General features: G+C 54.3%; 14 protein-coding genes. 6 read left to right on the forward strand and 8 right to left on the reverse strand.

Going from position 1 to position 16634, the window contains the following annotated elements; all coding sequences use genetic code 11:
• Nucleotides 1-51: 51 nt before the first annotated feature.
• From J2X61_RS32130 to sigY, 3 genes are read right to left on the reverse strand one after another with little or no spacing between them, the layout of a single operon-like run.
• On the reverse strand, nucleotides 52-276 hold the full coding sequence (locus J2X61_RS32130) for a sigmaY antisigma factor component (RefSeq protein ID WP_310194033.1): 225 nt from the start codon (nucleotides 274-276) through the stop codon (nucleotides 52-54).
• Nucleotides 266-628, reverse strand: a complete 363-nt coding sequence (locus J2X61_RS32135; RefSeq protein WP_274471739.1) for a DUF5345 family protein — start codon at nucleotides 626-628, stop codon at nucleotides 266-268. Before J2X61_RS32135 ends, J2X61_RS32130 begins: the two co-directional genes overlap by 11 nt.
• Nucleotides 629-1150, reverse strand: coding sequence for an RNA polymerase sigma factor SigY (gene sigY, locus J2X61_RS32140; RefSeq protein WP_274471738.1), 522 nt, complete (start codon nucleotides 1148-1150; stop codon nucleotides 629-631).
• A 175-nt stretch (nucleotides 1151-1325) separates the two neighbouring features.
• On the opposite strand from sigY, the gene J2X61_RS32145 reads away from it, so the two are divergent.
• From J2X61_RS32145 to J2X61_RS32155, 3 genes are all read left to right on the forward strand, one after another.
• The gene (locus tag J2X61_RS32145; RefSeq protein WP_310194037.1) at nucleotides 1326-2201 is read left to right on the forward strand and encodes a GNAT family N-acetyltransferase; all 876 of its coding nucleotides are present in this window, start codon (nucleotides 1326-1328) and stop codon (nucleotides 2199-2201) included.
• A gap of 100 nt (nucleotides 2202-2301) precedes the next feature.
• Nucleotides 2302-2439, forward strand: coding sequence for a hypothetical protein (locus J2X61_RS32150; RefSeq protein ID WP_310194040.1), 138 nt, complete (start codon nucleotides 2302-2304; stop codon nucleotides 2437-2439).
• Nucleotides 2440-2682: 243 nt separating this feature from the next.
• A complete protein-coding gene (locus tag J2X61_RS32155; protein WP_310194042.1) occupies nucleotides 2683-2883 on the forward strand; it encodes a hypothetical protein in 201 nt (66 codons plus the stop codon).
• Nucleotides 2884-2929: 46 nt separating this feature from the next.
• Here the strand turns inward: J2X61_RS32155 and pyrH are convergent, their stop codons facing one another.
• The 3 genes from pyrH to J2X61_RS32170 all read right to left on the reverse strand — a co-directional run bounded on the left by pyrH (nucleotide 2930) and on the right by J2X61_RS32170 (nucleotide 8185).
• Nucleotides 2930-3664: a UMP kinase gene (pyrH, locus tag J2X61_RS32160; protein WP_310194045.1), complete on the reverse strand. Its 735-nt coding sequence runs from the start codon at nucleotides 3662-3664 to the stop codon at nucleotides 2930-2932.
• Between the two features lie 213 nt (nucleotides 3665-3877).
• Nucleotides 3878-5158, reverse strand: a complete 1281-nt coding sequence (locus tag J2X61_RS32165; protein ID WP_310194113.1) for an MFS transporter — start codon at nucleotides 5156-5158, stop codon at nucleotides 3878-3880.
• 174 nt (nucleotides 5159-5332) lie between these two features.
• Nucleotides 5333-8185 (reverse strand): ATP-binding protein, encoded by a 2853-nt coding sequence (locus J2X61_RS32170; protein ID WP_310194047.1) that lies wholly within the window; start codon nucleotides 8183-8185, stop codon nucleotides 5333-5335.
• A 239-nt stretch (nucleotides 8186-8424) separates the two neighbouring features.
• Between J2X61_RS32170 and J2X61_RS32175 the strand changes: the two genes are divergently transcribed.
• Nucleotides 8425-9612 (forward strand): EAL domain-containing protein, encoded by a 1188-nt coding sequence (locus J2X61_RS32175; RefSeq protein ID WP_274471733.1) that lies wholly within the window; start codon nucleotides 8425-8427, stop codon nucleotides 9610-9612.
• Between the two features lie 212 nt (nucleotides 9613-9824).
• Here J2X61_RS32175 and J2X61_RS32180 read toward each other — a convergent pair whose 3' ends face one another.
• Together J2X61_RS32180 and J2X61_RS32185 are read right to left on the reverse strand one after the other, a co-directional pair.
• On the reverse strand, nucleotides 9825-12686 hold the full coding sequence (locus J2X61_RS32180; protein WP_310194051.1) for a DEAD/DEAH box helicase: 2862 nt from the start codon (nucleotides 12684-12686) through the stop codon (nucleotides 9825-9827).
• Nucleotides 12683-14245 (reverse strand): SWIM zinc finger family protein, encoded by a 1563-nt coding sequence (locus J2X61_RS32185; protein WP_310194053.1) that lies wholly within the window; start codon nucleotides 14243-14245, stop codon nucleotides 12683-12685. Before J2X61_RS32185 ends, J2X61_RS32180 begins: the two co-directional genes overlap by 4 nt.
• A 222-nt stretch (nucleotides 14246-14467) precedes the next feature.
• Between J2X61_RS32185 and J2X61_RS32190 the strand changes: the two genes are divergently transcribed.
• Nucleotides 14468-14761 (forward strand): hypothetical protein, encoded by a 294-nt coding sequence (locus J2X61_RS32190; protein WP_274471730.1) that lies wholly within the window; start codon nucleotides 14468-14470, stop codon nucleotides 14759-14761.
• Between the two features lie 53 nt (nucleotides 14762-14814).
• Nucleotides 14815-16626, forward strand: a complete 1812-nt coding sequence (gene recQ / locus J2X61_RS32195; protein WP_274471729.1) for a DNA helicase RecQ — start codon at nucleotides 14815-14817, stop codon at nucleotides 16624-16626.
• The last annotated feature ends 8 nt before the right edge of the window (nucleotides 16627-16634 follow it).

The following is a 16634-nucleotide window of genomic DNA, read 5'->3' on the forward strand; positions in this document are numbered from 1 at the left end:
AGCCAGCTCCGTTGTAGGGGCTGGCTTTGCATCGTTATTGGCGAAGGTTCCTCATCGTCCCGTGCGCTTGAACCAGCGGTGAATCTTCCGCACCGCAAATAAATAAACGATCAGCGGCGTCGGCGCTTGAAGGATGCCCCAGATGCCCCAAAACCACGGATAGCGGGCGCCGCGCCTGCGCGCATCGAGGAACAGCCAGGTGCTCTGCGTGAGCAGAATCAGGGCGATGCCGATCCAAGCCCATAGGGGCAGCTTATCCCATTCTTCATGCTTCATGCGAGCTCACCCGCTTTCGGAGGATCAGCCATGCGACGGGCACGACTACTGCGAGCAGCTGAATGGTAAGGAAGGCTGCCGGCAGCGAGGCTGCGGTCAGGAACAGCAGAGCAAGCAGCACGAGCGCAGCGACCCACAGCTTGAGCAGATCGCCAAGCAGCTGTGAACGCTGCTTCGACTGTGTTGCTGCAATCTGCTCGTCAAACCATGCGGCATGAGGCTGATGGGCTGGAAACAGATGATCCAGTGCGTCAAGTCCTTCTTGGAGCCGCTGAACGGCCTCCTTGTCAAGACGGTCGTCCATGTCCAAGTTCTGGCCGCTCTTATGCGGCATTATGTGTTTGTCGTCCATCTACGTCAGCTCCTTTCGCAATTGTTTCAAGGCGTGATGCACGCGCGATTTGGCGGTGCCCTCCGCAATGTCGAGCATCTCGCCGATTTCCTCATACGTGTAGCCATAATAATGCTTGAGAATGACTGGAATCCGGCTGTCCTGGGGCAGCTCGGCCAAGGCGTTCAGCACATCGGGCCACGCCTCGTTCCGGCTTGCGGCTTGCCACTGCACCTGGCGCAGGGACAGCGCTTGCTGCTCTTCCTGCCACAGCTTCTCGCGCTTGCTGCGCCTGCTCTGGTCGATCATCAGCCGCGTAGCCATTGTGATAAGCCAGGAGGAGAATTTGGAGGTGCCGTTATACAGTTTTATTTTCTCGATACAGCGGATCATCGTATCCTGCGTGAGGTCTTCCGCCCGGGTCGGATTCAGCGTTATTTTCAGCAAATACTTGTAAACGAAGTCATAATGCTGCTGCAGCAGCCGGGACAGAGCGGTGCGATCTCCCCGCATAGCCAGACGAATCGATTCGTGCTCTTCCACAATAAGGCGGACACCCTCTCTGTGTGAATTCCTAAATAGTACGACCGGATGCTAATAATCGTTCAAAGACTGACGAAACTTTATGTAAAATGATTTATTAACTAACCAGGTCTTAGCTTGTGCAGGTATAATCGAATTCAGGCAATTACTTTTATATCATATGGAGGACAACATTGTGAAACAGGGAATTGTATCACGCGCAGGACTGTCGCCGCAGGAGCTGGAGGACGTTCGCAAGCTCTGGGAAACTTGCAACCGCCATGACCATATTGACATCAAGCTGAACTGGAGCACCCTTGCGGACCGCCCGGCCGGTGTGACGAATGACTTTTTATTTTATCAGGATGACCGGGTTGTCGGTTTCTTGGCGATATACAGCTTTCTGTCTACGGAGGTGGAAATCAGCGGGATGGTGCATCCGGAGGCGCGCAATCAGGGGATATTCGGCCAGTTGGTGCAAACCGCTCTGAACGAATGCAAGCGCAGGGAAGTGCCGAAAGTGATTTTCATCAATGAGCGGGGATCGGCAAGCGGCAAAGCTTTCTTACTGCAGCTTGGGGCGGTATACAGCTTCTCGGAATACGTCATGGAGCTGCAGGAGGATGCTGCCAAGACGTTGGATGCCGAGTCGATATCGATTCGCCCGGCCGGTGCCCAGGATACGGAGCTGCTCGTGAAGCTGAATGTGACAGGCTTCTCCATGCCGGAGGACGAGGCGAGAAGTTATGTGACGCAAACGATGAACGGCGAGAAGGAGCGGACATGGATAGCCGAGCTCGGTGACCAGAGAGAGCCGATCGGTAAGACAGGCGCTATGGTAGGAACGGATGGCGGCGGCTTCATCTACGGCTTCTGCGTGCTGCCGGAACATCGCGGCAAAGGGTACGGACGCCAGATTTTAAGCCAAACCATCGATAAGCTCAAGCAGCAGAAGGGAGCGGGCGACATCCGGCTGGAGGTTGCCGTCGAGAATGAACGGGCTTTGGGCTTGTACGAATCCTGCGGTTTCAGAACGAAGAATGCGAACGATTACTATGTGATGATGATTTAATCGCGGGTTACCCGTGCAGATAAACTAGCCCTCAGGCTGGTTTTTTTGTTGTATACTTATAGGTGTAACACACAAATTTTAACATAGAGAGGATGAAATGATGGAGGAAGTTGAAATATCCGGCCCGGACAAAAGGGCGGCGGTACCCCACGATGAGGCTTTTAAGAAGCTTCTGGAATCATTCTTCAAAGAGTTTATCGAATTGTTCTTCCCCCGCTTGGATCAGCTGCTGGACTAGAGCCTGACTTCTTAGCGATGGCGATTCCGGAGCACGATATTTTACGGTTTCAGTTTCTCAAAGTTGAACTGCGGAGCAAGCCTTGGCGGACATTTATCGAATCCGATAATCCGGTCGCTGCTGCGTTGCTGGCCAAAATGGCATATAATACTGATTTATATTTACAAACCCAATAATGAAGAAGAGGAAGAAGCGATACTGAAAGAACTAAGCGAACAATATCCGGAGGAAGGTGAAGCGATTATGGATTTCATGCCCGCTTGGAAACGGTGGGGGTATGAGGAAGGAATGGAAGAGGGATTAGAGAAAGGTATCGAGAAAGGGATTGAAAAAGGCAAGGAAGAAGTCATACGCAAATTTCTGCAAAAAGGCTTCTCCCCGGAAAAAGTGGCCGAGACCATTGAGGTTCCGGTTGCCGAGATTCGCAAACTGATGAAGCAATAGCTCATAGGAGAGAGGCTGCCAGCGGCAGCCTCTTTATTGGCTGGGCTTAATGATACACGAGATTGGATGAGGAGCTGATAATCGTGCCCGTATTATGCCCTGCGCAGATGTCCTTCATGGAGCCGGGCTTGTCGAAATTGAAAACGTGAATCGGAATTTGATAATCCCGGGCCAAAATAAAGGCGGACTGATCCATCACCTTCAAATTGTTCCGGATCACGTCGTTATAGTGAAGCGATTTGTACTGCATCGCCTCTTCGTGGTGTTTGGGGTCCTTGTCGAACACGCCGTCAACCCCTTGCTTGGCAACGAGAATCGCTTCGCAGTTCACTTCAATTGCGCGCTGGACCGACGGATAATCGGTCGTGACGAAAGGCTGCCCGTTGCCGCCGGCGAAAATGACGATATAGCCTTTCTCCAGATGATGAATGGCCCGCAGCCGAATGAAAGGCTCCGCTACCGAGGCGATCGGAATGGCGGTCATGACGCGCACCTCCGCATCCGTCTTCGCTTTCAGCACGCCGCGCAGCATTAAGCTGTTAATCACCGTAGCGAGCGTCCCGATATTATCGGCTTCGGCTTTCTCGATGCCCCAGCTTTCCCCCATATTCCCGCGGAAAATATTGCCTCCGCCGATAACTAGGCACACTTCGACCCCCAACGCTACGACGGTCATGATTTCGTTCGCAATATGATCCAACTGCTTGGGGTCGAACCCGAACTCGCTTTCCCCGGCTACGGCACCGCCGCTTAATTTAATGAGTACCCGTTTATATCGCATATCGATCTCTCCTCTCGGTTTTCACAAAGTTTGACGGTCCCTGAAAGAATGAGTGTGTGTATATGTGCGAAAAAAAACACTAAAGCAATGAATGCTTTAGTGTTTCATGTGAATGAGAAATAGGAAAAGACGCTTCTTCCCGGTCTGGCCGATCCGAACTCTCTTCATCCTTCTCACACCTTTCGCTTATGATTAAAAATTATTGTACACGAACTAGGAAGCTGATTGCAATTTCTGCGGCACCCGCATATGCACGATCAATCCGACGACGACGAGCAGCAGCAGGGAGCCCAGCGCGACGCGGCTGGCCGTGTTGCCGGCGGAAGCGAGCGCCAAAGTAATCGATCCGTACAGCGCAGGCCCGACAATAGAGGAGACTTTGCCGGAGAAAGCGAATAAACCGAAAAATTGGCCGCGTTTCTCCTCGGGCGTCAATTGGACGATCAGAGTCCGGGATGTGACCCACATCGCACCCATGGAGACGCCGTACAGGGAGCCGGCAACCCAGAACAAGCTTTGGCTGGTCGTAAGCGATGCGGTGGCAATTGCCAAGATAAGGATACAGGCAACGATGGTCACGGCATGCTTAGCGCCGATGTTTCGGGCCACATAGCCGAAGATGAAGGAGCCAATGATGCTCGATACCGTTGAGACAAGGTACAGGAGAATGAATTGCCCTGTCGTGAAGCCCATCACCGTATTCGCGTAGACCGCCATAACCGCAATGGCAGTAGCGATAGCGTCATTGAAGAAAAAGTAGGCGATCATGAACAGGAAGGCCGGGCGGTACTTGCGCGCTTCCTTGAACGTATCCCATATCTCCCGGTAACCGCTCCACAGGGATTTCTTCCCGCTAACGGGCTTCGCCGGTTTTTCCTTGTAGAGGAACAGGATAGGCAGAGAGAACAACAGGAACATCAGCGCGCTGGGAATGAATGTATTCTCGAAATGATTGCCATTAATTAAAGGATATACAATCAGACCGACTAATGTGCCAACGTAGCCGACGGCTACGCCGATCCCGGAAATAATCGGAATTTCGCGTGCGCTGCCCAGATCCGAGATCATGGAATCGTAGAAGACCAAGCTGGAATTGTAAAAGAATTTGGCGACCATGAAGAAGAAAATGACGCCCAGCAGCGAGGCGTTAAGCCCGAGCCATTGCTTATCCGTATCCCACAGCGCCGAAGCGCCCATGAGCAGCGTGGACAGGATCGCCACCAAGGTGAAGGGGACGAGGTAGGCTTTCTTCCGTCCTGTACGGTCGATCCACACCCCGAACAGGGGAGAGAGAAGGACGAGAAAGAAGCTGGAGACCGCATTGGAATAAGTGATGAAGGTGCTGGCGATCTGATTGAGCTCTTCGCTTTTTCCGAGGGTTTCTTTTAAATAAAAAGGATAAAAGACAGTCACGATATTGGAGGAGAAAATTGTATTCGCGAAGTCGTACATCGCCCATGCGAAGATCGGCAAGGAGAAGAACAAGGTCCACATTCGGCGTGCAGGTATCGGGTTGGAAGCGGATTCAAGCTTTGCCACCGGGGTCACCCTCTCTAACATATGAAATGGTTTTTCTCTAGTATATTGGCTGCCGGGCAAGGAAATCCCTGCGGTTTACAATAAAAAAATCTCTCCCTCCACAAGTCATGGGAAGGAGAGAAGGCTGCATTATGCGCCTGCATTCGGCCTTTTGATCTCGACCTCGATCATATCCTGATTCTCTTTCATCTCCACCACATCGATGCCGTTGCGCTGCAGCGTGTCAGAGAGCGAATCCTTGTCTTGGGCCGGGAAAACATAGGCATTGTTCTTCTTGTTATCAACCAGATTCTTAGCCACTTGAACGAGGCGTTCCATGGTGAACGGCTTTTTGAGATACTTCTGAATATCCCTTTCATGGAAATCATGCGGCTGGTCGAGCGCTGTCGAGACGATGACCGGCGTCTGGTAGTACATCGGATGCCTGGACAAGTCGGCGATGAAGTCCCAGCCCGTCTTGACGCCTTCGAGCAAAATGTCGACGATGAACAGGACCGGCTCGCCTTTGCAGCGGCTCAATGCAATAATGCCCTCTTCGGCGGAGCGAAGCTGAATGGATGGCAGATCGAGCTTGTTCAACGCAATTTGAATCAGCTTGGCCAGATCGTCGTCATCTTCGAAAATGACAATTTTGCCGTCCATCGAGGAAAGCTTGTACTGGTCGAATTCGATGCGGAAGGTGGTGCCAACGCCCATTTGCGATTGATAGGATATGTGTCCGTTGTGCCCTTCGACAATTTCCTTCACAATGGCGAGCCCGAGGCCGGTACCCCCGATTTGGCGGCGGTCGGAGTTGTCGACTCGGAAAAACTTCGAGAACATTTGGTCATGAGCTTCCTCGGGAATGCCAAGACCGTAATCCTGCACATCGGCGATAATGCGGCCATTCGCTTGCGACAGGTAGATGTCGACGCGGTCTGTGCCCGGTGAATATTTGATCGCGTTGGAGATCAGGTTGTGCAGCACTTGACGGATGCGGTCTGCGTCAGCTCTTATCCATAATTCGGGCTCTTGATAGTGTACGACGATGCTATGATTTTGCTTGTCCTGCCACTGGTCCACGATATCCTGCACGGTTGGCAGCAGGTTGATCGGCGAGAAGTGGTATAACTGCCGGCCGGACTCCATCCGCTGCAGGTCGAGGAAATCGTTGATCAAATTCGATAAGCGATGCGCTTCTTTATAGATCGTTTCCATGTATTTCTTCTGCTTATCCTGCGGGAGCTCCCGGTGCAGCAGAATTTCAATGAAGCCAAGTACGCTGGCCAGCGGAGTGCGCAGCTCGTGGGAAACAATCGAAATGAATTCGTTCTTCATCTCGTCGACGCGCTCTTCTTCGGTCCGGTCACGGAATACGAATAAATAGCCTTTCTGCTCCGTATCTTCGCTGACGACGGTCGCATAGAGTTCCGCATGCTGCGGCTGATCGTCGAGGAGGAAGCCGAAGCGCTGTGTCAAATGATTATGCGTGCCGTTAATTAACGCTTCTATGGAGGACGCTGCGCTTATGAAGCTCGGCGTTTCTCTGGCGATCGCGTGACAGCGTTCCGCCAAATTGTCGCCGATATGCGCATCCAAGCCGAAGTAACGGCTCATCCGGTGATTCGAGAAGAGGATGATGCCCTCGGAGTCGCACATCATCATACCTTCATGCGCCGATTCCAAAATATTTTGAATCAGGTCGCGTTGGCCTTCGATCAGCTGCTTCTCGGCGATCAGTTCATCGTTCAACTCGGCCAAGTGAGCCGCTTGCTTCACTCGCTCGTCATTCATAACTTGAGCGTAGAACGCTAAGCCGAACTGATGGACCAAGCCCTTGGTCAGGCGCTGATCGTTGTCGTGGAATACGGAGCTCTGATAGCTCGTTAGCAGCAGGAAGCCGATGACCTCTTGCTTGTCGTCTATGAGCGGCACGTAATGATCGACGGCGTGCGTCATGCCGCTATGAATGCCCTTTTCGTGTCCGGCAACATCACGAGTGTGGATGATGGACGTGTTTTCGTCGAAAACGCGCTTGGCCGGGCCGAATAATTCCGGTTGGTGCTCCCGAATATGTTCTTTCGGGTAGCCGATGGAATGAATCACCTCATAGAAGGTATCGCCATGCGCCGACTCCCTTCTCATAACGACAAGCGCCGCATCCTGCATGAGAGAATTAAGGAGCGCAGGCAGCGTGTGTTTGAGGAAATCCTTCAGCTCCACATAGCCCGTCAGTTTCTCCTGATAGGAGGAGATCAATTCCAAGTCGCGCTCCCGTTCGGATAGCTTGGCTAAAGTAATCTGCTGCTCTTCCTGCTGGGCAATGATTTCCTCGTTCTGCGTCTCCAGGCTCTCGGCCATGTAGCGGTACGTTTCCTCGCTCTTGCGAAGCTCCTCTTCCGCATGGATCGCCCGAAAGGAGATGAAGAGCGACATGGCCCCTGCCGCCAAAGCGATGATTCCGCCAATCAGCGTGATTAACCGGGAGGTTTTGCCCGCTCGCGAAGAAGCGTTGTAAGCGTCCGAGGTGATTTGATTAATGGTCTTCTCAATACTGGTATGGATGACCCGGTAACGGTCCATCATCGTTTTGCCGGAGGCGACCCGGGTTCGGGCTTCTTCGATTTTGCCTGCACGGATCAGCTCCAGCTGCGTATCGAAAAACCGCTGCAAGTTCGTTATAGCCGGAATAGCCTGCGTATCCATAACCAGCTGCAGGGTCGGGTATTTGGCATCATATACACGGATAGCTTGGAGATCCGCTTCCAATTGCTTTTTGCCCGTGAGATAAGGTTCCAAATATTGGTCGTTGCCGGTGAGTTCAAAACCGCGAATCCCCGTTTCCTGATTGATCAGATCGGTCAGCAAACTGTTCGTCGTCTTGGAGATCGGAATCGAATCGTTCACGATGGCGTCGTTTTCGTGCTCCATATGGCGGGACGCGATGTAGTTCGATATGCCGACAGTAGCGAGCAGTGCGACGATCAGAATGACATACAGCATGGATATTCGCGATCGCGTGAATGCTTTTATGGCCATGGGTCACCTAAATTCTACATAGAATAAATTGAATTTACATAAAATTCGACAACGCCCAACAAAATTCCTTCAAAAAACAATCGTGTCAAGTTTCCTGTCATGAATTCATTGCAAGATCCTACAATGTCGTTTAAAATACTATTCATACTTATTCCCGTGTTATGTATGAGAACATGGAGGCTAATTTTGAGGGGGCGCAGACCGTGAGGGTTAAAGACAGCAGGATTCCGCTGCGGCATGAAGTCCGTCCATTCTTTCAGCCTATCCTTTCGCTTCAGACGCAGGAAATCATCGGTTACGAAACGTTGGGCAGGCGGATGAGGGACGGGCAGATCGAAAGTTTGGGACCTTTCTTCAATGATCCGGACATCCCCGAAGATATGCATCTGCTCGTTGACCGGCACCTCAGAGAGCGGGCGATCGAACAGCTTAACGCTGCGAACGTCCCAAGTGCCTTGTTTATCAACTTGAAGCCTTCGTGGATCTATAGGACTTACAAGCGCACAGGCGTGCTGCCGACCCTTGAACTTCTGCGGAAATATCGCATCGATCCTGCACAGATTGTGATCGAAATTACCGAGGAGGAATTCACGGGGAAGCTGCAGGAGCTTACGCAAATTGTGGAATTGTACCGGGAATTCGGTTGTACCGTTGCGATTGACGATGTCGGAAGCGGGTTTAGCAATTTCGACCGCATCGCCAGTCTCGAGCCGAAAATATTGAAAATCGACCTTAACCTGTTGAAGAAAAGCGCCGTTCATGCCGGATACAAAGCGTTGATGCAGTCCTTTTCCATCCTGGCCGGGCAGATAGGCGCGTCCTTGCTTGTCGAAGGCGTGGAAACGAAGCAGGAGCTGCACCATGCGCTGCAAACCGGAGCCCGTTATGTGCAAGGGTATTTATTCTCGAAGGCGGAGCCTTACTTCCAGCACAAGGATGCATTCAAGCCGCTGCTGAAGGAGGAAATGAGCCTCTTCGGCCAAGAGGAGTTCGATCGCTACAGCCGTCTGTTGGCCGTTCACCATCGTTTGGATGCGTTGATCCATACAGCAGTCTCCATTGCTACGGCTGAAGATGCGGATCAGGTTATTGAGCGTACCCTGCAATCCGTGACGGATAATTGTATCCGTATGTACATATGCCGGGAGGACGGCTATCAAATCTCCTCCAACTACATCCGCAAAGCCGAGATCTGGAGCAAGGATGTCAGCTACCGGGGGGCCAATTGGACGTGGCGTCCCTATTTCATCTCCAACATTCTCATGATGAACTTGCAGAAGCAAGGGATGCTATCCCAAGTGTATACGGACTTGGATACGTCGCAGCAGATTCAGACCTACTCTTGTGCGTTGGGGGAAGGCTTTTATTTGTTTTTGGATTTGCTGATTTAGAGGGAGCTTGGGACGGGATAACCTGCAAGACGGACAGGAAATTCGGTAGAAATGGGACCATTCAGCCCATTCCGGGTAAATTCCTGTGCGCTCTGCAGGTTTTTTATATAAGAAAAGACCTGCAGAATACGCAGGTCTTCAGAGTATGGCGGAGCAACCCGCGTGCCCGGCACGCGGAAAGGCATGTACGGCGGCGCCGTTCAAGCATCCGTCTAAGCCTCGACCCACTCGCGGCGCAGCGAGAACAAGTCGCGCAGCTCGTCGGTCGACAGCTCGGTGATCCAGTTCTCGCCGGAGCCGACGATCTGCTGGCTTAGGCCGAGCTTGCGCTCGATCATCTCGTCGATCCGTTCCTCCAGCGTGCCGAGCGTGACGAACTTGTGCACCTGCACATGGCGCGTCTGCCCGATGCGGAAAGCCCGGTCCGTCGCCTGATTCTCGACGGCGGGATTCCACCAGCGATCATAATGGAACACATGATTCGCCGCCGTCAGATTCAGTCCGATGCCCCCGGCCTTCAGCGATAAAATAAACACATTGCGCTGTTCCGCAGCCGGCACGCTGGCGTCTTGGAAATGCGCGATCATCTCATCGCGCCCGGCCTTGGATGTGCCGCCGTGCAGGAACAATACGGGTTCGCCAAGCTCCTGCTGCAGCACGTGCTGCAGCAGGTTGCCCGTCTCCACAAACTGCGTGAAAATCAAGCATTTGTCCCCTTCCTGGCGCAGCTCCTGCACCATCTCCAGCAACCGTTCCAGCTTGTTCGAACGTCCGCTCCAAGGGGCGGACAGCCCTTCCTTGAGCAGCAAGGCCGGGTGGTTGCACACCTGCTTGAGCTTCGTCAGCGCGGCGAGGATGAGCCCGCGGCGCTCCATCGCCGAGAGCTTATCCAGCCGGTCGAACATGTCTTGAATATAGTTCTCGTATAGCGAGCCCTGCTCGGCGGTTAACGAGATGAACGTTTTGGACTCGTTCTTCTCCGGCAAATCCAACTGAATCGCAGGGTCCTTCTTCTCGCGGCGCAGCAGGAACGGTCGAATCAGCTTCTGCACCTTGCCGATCATCTCGCTGTCGCGCGTCTTCTCGATCGCATTCACGTACCGGTGCGTAAATTCGCGCACGGTACCCAAATACCCCGGGTTCACGAAATCGAAGATCGACCACAGCTCCGTGAGCCGGTTCTCAATCGGGGTACCCGTCAGGGCAATGCGATGATAGCCGTTCAACCGGCGGATTGCCGAGGCTTGCTTCGTATAAGCGTTCTTAATATTTTGCGCTTCGTCCAGACAGATGGAGTTCCAGGCGACACTGCCCAGTTCCGTTTCGTCCAGATGCGAAAGTGTATAAGAGGTAAGCACCAAATCGACTTTACTTACGGCGTCCTCAAAAGCCGGGCCTTTCAGCCGCTGCGGACCGTAATGCAAATGCACCTTGAGCGAAGGGGCGAAACGCTTCAGCTCCATCTGCCAGTTCCCGAGCACGGAGGTCGGGCAGATCAGCAGGGAGGGAGCCTCCGGCTGTTCGTTCTCCTTGACTGTGAGCAAGTAGGTAATCCACTGGATCGTCTTCCCCAGTCCCATATCGTCGGCCAGACAGCCGCCAAGGCCGAAGCGCCGCAGGAAGAGCAGCCATGAGATGCCGTCCACCTGATAGTGGCGCAGCGAGCCATGGAAGCTCGCCGGCGGCTCCACCGTAGGTATCGCTGCAGTCTGCGTCAGCTGATCGACCATGTGGCGCAGCTGCTCGTTCAGCTCGACCTCCATCTCGATGTAGCGCATCGCATCGGGGTCATCCTCCGCAGGCAGCAGCCCGCCGGCGTCGCCGGCGAAGTGCAGCTCCAGCACGTCGCGGAAGGACAAGCCTTGCTTCTTCTGCACCTGCTTCATAATCTGTTCGACCTGGGCCATGAATTGCGGGTCGAGCTGAATCCAGTTGCCGCGAATCTGGATCAGCTTGCGTTTCTCTTCCAGCAGCAAACGGAACTCCTCTTCCGTCAGCTCCAGATCCCCCACAGCCAGCTTCCAGTCGAACTGCATCAGCTGGGTCAGCCCGAACATCGTCTCCCGTCCCGAACCGACGGAAGATTTGATCTTCGCGCGCAGCTTCGGCTTCATCTTGCGGATGCGCTCCCACCAGGCCGGGAGGAATACGCTCGTCCCGGCCTCCACAAGCCGCACGCTTCCCTCTGCGAGGAAGCGCCAAGCCTCCTCCTCCGTGAGCGTCTGGCGGAGGACGCCTTCCCCCGCATCCAGCCATGGCAGGATGCGGACCCATTTGGCCGCGTCGCGGGTGACGCGGCTCAGCTCGGCCTGCCACGCCTCCGGCAGCGGCAGCTCGCCCGGCACCGGCTCGCCGGCCGGCGTCACGGTGCGCAGCACCTCCGGCGCGAGCCGGTCCTGCAGCAGCACGCGCAGCTGCCAGCCTGCGCCGTGCGCCAGATCGGGCTCCGCGAGCTGCAGGCACGTGCGCATCGGCGACCGGTCCTGGCGCCAGCCGATGGCGACGAGCCAATCCTCCTCGTCGAGCCAGAGATCGGCGGCGAGCTCGCCCCGGCGCATGAGCGGGTATGCGGATTCGAGCTTGCGAAGCGTATCCTTCATGAGGCCGTCCGCCTCCACCCACTCGGGAATGAGCGCATGAATCCAGCGGGAGACGGCGGGGGACTCCAGCGCTTGCAGCTCTTCCGGCAGCTGCAGCTTCCAGCCGATTTCGCCGGCTTTCCACTTCTCGTAGTCCGGCATGAAGCTGCCGGAGGCCAGCGCCTCGCGAACCGCAGGGGCCAGGCGGATGAAATCCGCACAGTCCTGATGCCAGTTAAGCTGCAGATGCTGGACAGGCTGCGGATCGCTGAAATAGTCGAGCGCCTCCAGCGGCTGCAGCTCGATGCCTTCGCGGTTCTGCCATTCGCTCGGCTCCATGAAGGTGCCGTAGAAGGAGGCGCGATGCCAGGCGAACAGCATATTTTTCAAATCGAGCGCATCCCAGATGCCCCCATTGGCACGGGAACCCCACAGAAACAGAGAACCGGCGGGGAGGGAGCTTACATGTACCGTTAGCGTGCTGGTTTCGATCATCGAATCCATTTTCCTTTCTTCAGCTCTTCCTGGAAGGCACGCAGGCGCGAGAATTTATCCGCCAAACGATACACATAGTGCTCCCAGCGATCGTTCTGGCCTAATTGCTTGTATAGGGCATGAAGCTTCTTCAGAAGCCGGACCGCCGTCTTATAGGAAGCACGGTTCTTCTCCAAAACCGCCCGTTCGGCGGCTTGGTGATACAGAGGAAGAAGCAGGGCCGCATCGTGCTCTTCGATGGCCTTGAGCTCCAAGGCGTACAAATTCAGCGGTGAAATGCGGTTCGCCAGCTGCAAGTCCACCCATTGGCGGTACCTCTTCGTCTGCAGCAAATACGCCGTGTAATAGTAGTAAGACCGGGGCAGCAGGGACTCCATCACCTGCACCCATTCACTGTCGGAGTCCAAATGCTTGGTCGTATCCAGCCAATACTGGCAAAATGTCCGGAAATCATCGTGATTCGCCTGCGCAATGGACTTGAATAACCAGCGGAGCCAGACCAGCATGAGATCCCAGTCCCGGTTGTTGTAGTAATGATTCAGGTATAAGAAATAATCCTTCGCTTGCGGGTGGGCAAGCTGGTTGAGCAGCTGGAAGGCGCTCTCGGGATCTCCCTGAATCATATGGAAATGCGCCCGGGCCGTCAGCAGCGTATCCTTCTTCCGGGATACCTGCTCTTTCTTGGCCAGAAGAGTGTCTAGCCGCTCGCTCTCCTCCTGCTGCGCTGCGGTCTGGCCGGCCAGCTTCCACCAGATGAACCGGTAGACGAACAGCCAGTCAATGGGACTGTCCTTGCCTTGCAGCGCGAATTCGCCGAGCATCCTGAGCGTTGCCAGCAGATGCTTGGGTTCCGCCTCGAAGGCGGCGTTCAGATCCATGTCCTCGACGAAGGCAACGAGCTTATCCTCGCAATTTTTGGCGGCGATTTTGCACCCGTTCTCATGATAATAAGACAAGTAGGAGCTCTTCGTATCCTGATAAAATTGTTCGATTTTGCGCATCATGAACAGCACGATGTGAAGCATGTAGATGCCGCGCACCGTGCTTCTCCATTCGGCGGCGAAGCCGGGCAGCGACTCCAGGGCGGACTCATAGAAGGTTTCGATCGAATGCTGGTGCGAAATCGAAAACCCGTGAAACCGCCCTTCGAAGAAACGGTGCCAGTCGGCAGGCATCGCCTCTTCGACCGGCGTATTCGCCTTGGCCGCTTCTTTGCGCTCCTGTGCCGGAGCGGCGCCGCGCAAGGGCTTTTTCCGTGCGTGTATTTGTTGTTTCAACTGCTGCAGCAAAAGCTCAGGCCGACCATAAGGGGCATACAGGCTGAAGAAGGTAGCGCCGATATGTTGGCAGAAGCCGTCATACGAGCAGCTGCACGAGCTGTCCGGAAAATGTTCCAGATTGACCGTCGTCTGGTGCAGTCTCTTGCCCGCTACAGTCGATTGAATGCTGGTGCCCTTCAGATCGACATCGGCCACACGGCCTTTGTGATAATACTCCCACCCTTGCTCCAGAACGGCAGCGTCGAAATGCAGCGGGATTTGCTTGATTAGGTAGTTCATTCGATTTTTGGGAATCTGCAGTTTCAGCATGTGTGCTTTCCTACCCTCCGAGCGGTACATTCCTTCTTCCATAGTAACAGATTTTTTCCGAAATTGCCCATTTCCACAGTGTATGCCAAAGGGGAATTTTTTATCCGGGGTCGTAAGCGGTTAACCCTGCATTCCATCTAATAATATGATAAAGTGAAGCTAGAAGGATAGCTACCGAAGGGAGACTGAAGGATGGGTATTAAATTCGGAAGAGAGTACAAGGATATTGTGACTGATTTCGTGCGCGGCATTGAGATGGTGAATGGGTTTTACGAGCTGCTGGATATGAGCGCGGACGATTGGGAGCAGCTGGAGCCCAATGAGCAGGAAGAATGCCTGCGTACGTTGGCTGACGATATTTTCTATGGATTAGGGAGCAGCCCCGTCATGCAGATCGGCGTAGGTTCGGTCCGTCATGATCCGGGCAATCACGTTCTGAAGGTTCACGATGGGGAGAAGCTGGTATCCGTCATCTATCTAGTCTGATAGGCTTCGGGCTCGCGAGTTTGGACTGAATTAAAGAAAGGTGTATATAAGCTATGCTGGATGGGGCAAGGAAAGTTTTACAACAAGTCTACGGGTACCCGGAGTTTCGCGAAGGGCAGAAAAATATTATTTCCAACCTGCTCCAAGGAAATGATACGCTCGGCATTATGCCGACGGGCGGAGGGAAATCCATCTGCTATCAAGTTCCCGCGCTGCTGATGGAGGGGGTAACCCTCGTCATTTCTCCGCTGATCTCTTTGATGAAAGACCAGGTGGATGCTCTGAACGCGCTGGGCGTTCCGTCCACATTCATTAACAGCACGCTGGAAGCCAGGGAAGTCGAGCAGCGGATGCAGGGCGCGATGCAGGGCAAATACAAGCTGCTGTATATTGCGCCCGAGCGGCTGGAATCGGAGCGCTTTCGCGCGCGAATGGCAGCGCTGAATCTGCCGTTCGTAGCGATCGATGAGGCGCACTGCGTCTCCCAGTGGGGGCATGATTTCCGGCCCAGCTACGTCGGGATTGCTCCGTTCATTCGCGAGCTCCCCAACCGGCCGATCGTGGCGGCCTTCACCGCTACGGCGACAGCGGAGGTAACGGCGGACATCGCCAGATTGCTGGAGCTGACGGATGCAGGCATTTTCGTGAACGGCTTCTCGCGGGACAATCTCGAACTGACGATTCTTCGGGGAGAGAATAAGCGGGATTACATTATGAATTATGTGAAAGAGCATACGCATCAGCCGGGCATTATTTATGCCGCAACGCGCAAAGATGTAGAGGACCTGTACGAGCAGCTGCGCAAAAAAGGCTATGCCGCGGGCAAGTACCACGCCGGTTTAACGGACGATGAGCGCTCCTATATGCAGGAAGCGTTTATTTATGACGACATTCGCGTCATGATCGCGACGAATGCGTTCGGGATGGGCATCGATAAATCGAATGTGCGCTACGTGATCCACTACAACATGCCCAAAAATATGGAAGCCTATTACCAGGAGGCGGGCCGTGCAGGGCGTGACGGGGAGCCGAGCGAATGCATTCTGCTGTTCAGCGCGCAGGATATTATGACGCAGAAGTTTCTCATCGAGCAGAACCAGCTGACGCCGGAGCGCAAAGCGAACGAATACAAGAAGCTGCAGACGATGATCGATTACTGCTACTCGCCGCGCTGTTTGCGCAACGTGATCCTGCATTACTTTGACGAACGGAATATCAAAGATACATGCGGCAACTGCAGCTCCTGTAAGGATGACCGGGATACGGTGGATATTACCGTCGAAGCGCAGAAAATTTTCTCCTGCATCCGGCGGATGGGCGAGCGCTTCGGGATTTCGATGGTGGCCTCCGTGCTCAAAGGCTCCAAGGCCAAGAAAATCGTCGATTACCGGTTCGACCGCCTGCCGACGCACGGCATCATGCGGGATTTGCCGGAGAAAGAGATATCGGATCTCATCAATGTGCTGATTTCGGAGGGGTACCTGCAGTTGTCCGACGGCCAGTATCCGGTGGTTCGGCTTATGCAGCCGGCGGCTGAAGTGCTTCAAGGCAAGCAGCAAGTATTCCAGAAGGTGCGCCGGCAGCAGGTCAGAGCGGCAGCGGCGATCGACAATACGCTGTTCGAGCAGCTGCGGCTACTGCGCCGGGAAATGGCGGCGCGGGAGAAGGTGCCGCCGTATATCATTTTCTCCGACAGTACGCTTCGTGAGATGAGCGAGAGCTGTCCGACGACGGAGGCGGCGATGCTGCGGATCAAAGGTGTCGGTGAGGTCAAATACCGCAACTACGGGAAGCCTTTCCTGGAGCTTCTTCGCACCTATGCGGGAGACAATGAAGCCCATGAGCCCGTTTACGAATATGAGTGATGCCGGAA

It is taken from the genome of Bacillus sp. 3255 (genome assembly GCF_031456485.1).
GTDB lineage: Bacteria > Bacillota > Bacilli > Paenibacillales > NBRC-103111 > Paenibacillus_E.

What these genes read in the sequence shown, in the direction of transcription:
- J2X61_RS32130 (WP_310194033.1), bottom strand. Translation starts at nt 276, where the DNA reads ATGAAGCATGAAGAATGGGATAAGCTGCCCCTATGGGCTTGGATCGGC.
- J2X61_RS32135 (WP_274471739.1), bottom strand. Translation starts at nt 628, where the DNA reads ATGGACGACAAACACATAATGCCGCATAAGAGCGGCCAGAACTTGGAC.
- J2X61_RS32150 (WP_310194040.1), top strand. Translation starts at nt 2,302, where the DNA reads ATGGAGGAAGTTGAAATATCCGGCCCGGACAAAAGGGCGGCGGTACCC.
- J2X61_RS32155 (WP_310194042.1), top strand. Translation starts at nt 2,683, where the DNA reads ATGGATTTCATGCCCGCTTGGAAACGGTGGGGGTATGAGGAAGGAATG.
- pyrH (WP_310194045.1), bottom strand. Translation starts at nt 3,664, where the DNA reads ATGCGATATAAACGGGTACTCATTAAATTAAGCGGCGGTGCCGTAGCC.
- J2X61_RS32165 (WP_310194113.1), bottom strand. Translation starts at nt 5,158, where the DNA reads ATGTGGACCTTGTTCTTCTCCTTGCCGATCTTCGCATGGGCGATGTAC.
- J2X61_RS32170 (WP_310194047.1), bottom strand. Translation starts at nt 8,185, where the DNA reads ATGCTGTATGTCATTCTGATCGTCGCACTGCTCGCTACTGTCGGCATA.
- J2X61_RS32180 (WP_310194051.1), bottom strand. Translation starts at nt 12,686, where the DNA reads ATGATCGAAACCAGCACGCTAACGGTACATGTAAGCTCCCTCCCCGCC.
- J2X61_RS32185 (WP_310194053.1), bottom strand. Translation starts at nt 14,245, where the DNA reads ATGAACTACCTAATCAAGCAAATCCCGCTGCATTTCGACGCTGCCGTT.
- J2X61_RS32190 (WP_274471730.1), top strand. Translation starts at nt 14,468, where the DNA reads ATGGGTATTAAATTCGGAAGAGAGTACAAGGATATTGTGACTGATTTC.
- recQ (WP_274471729.1), top strand. Translation starts at nt 14,815, where the DNA reads ATGCTGGATGGGGCAAGGAAAGTTTTACAACAAGTCTACGGGTACCCG.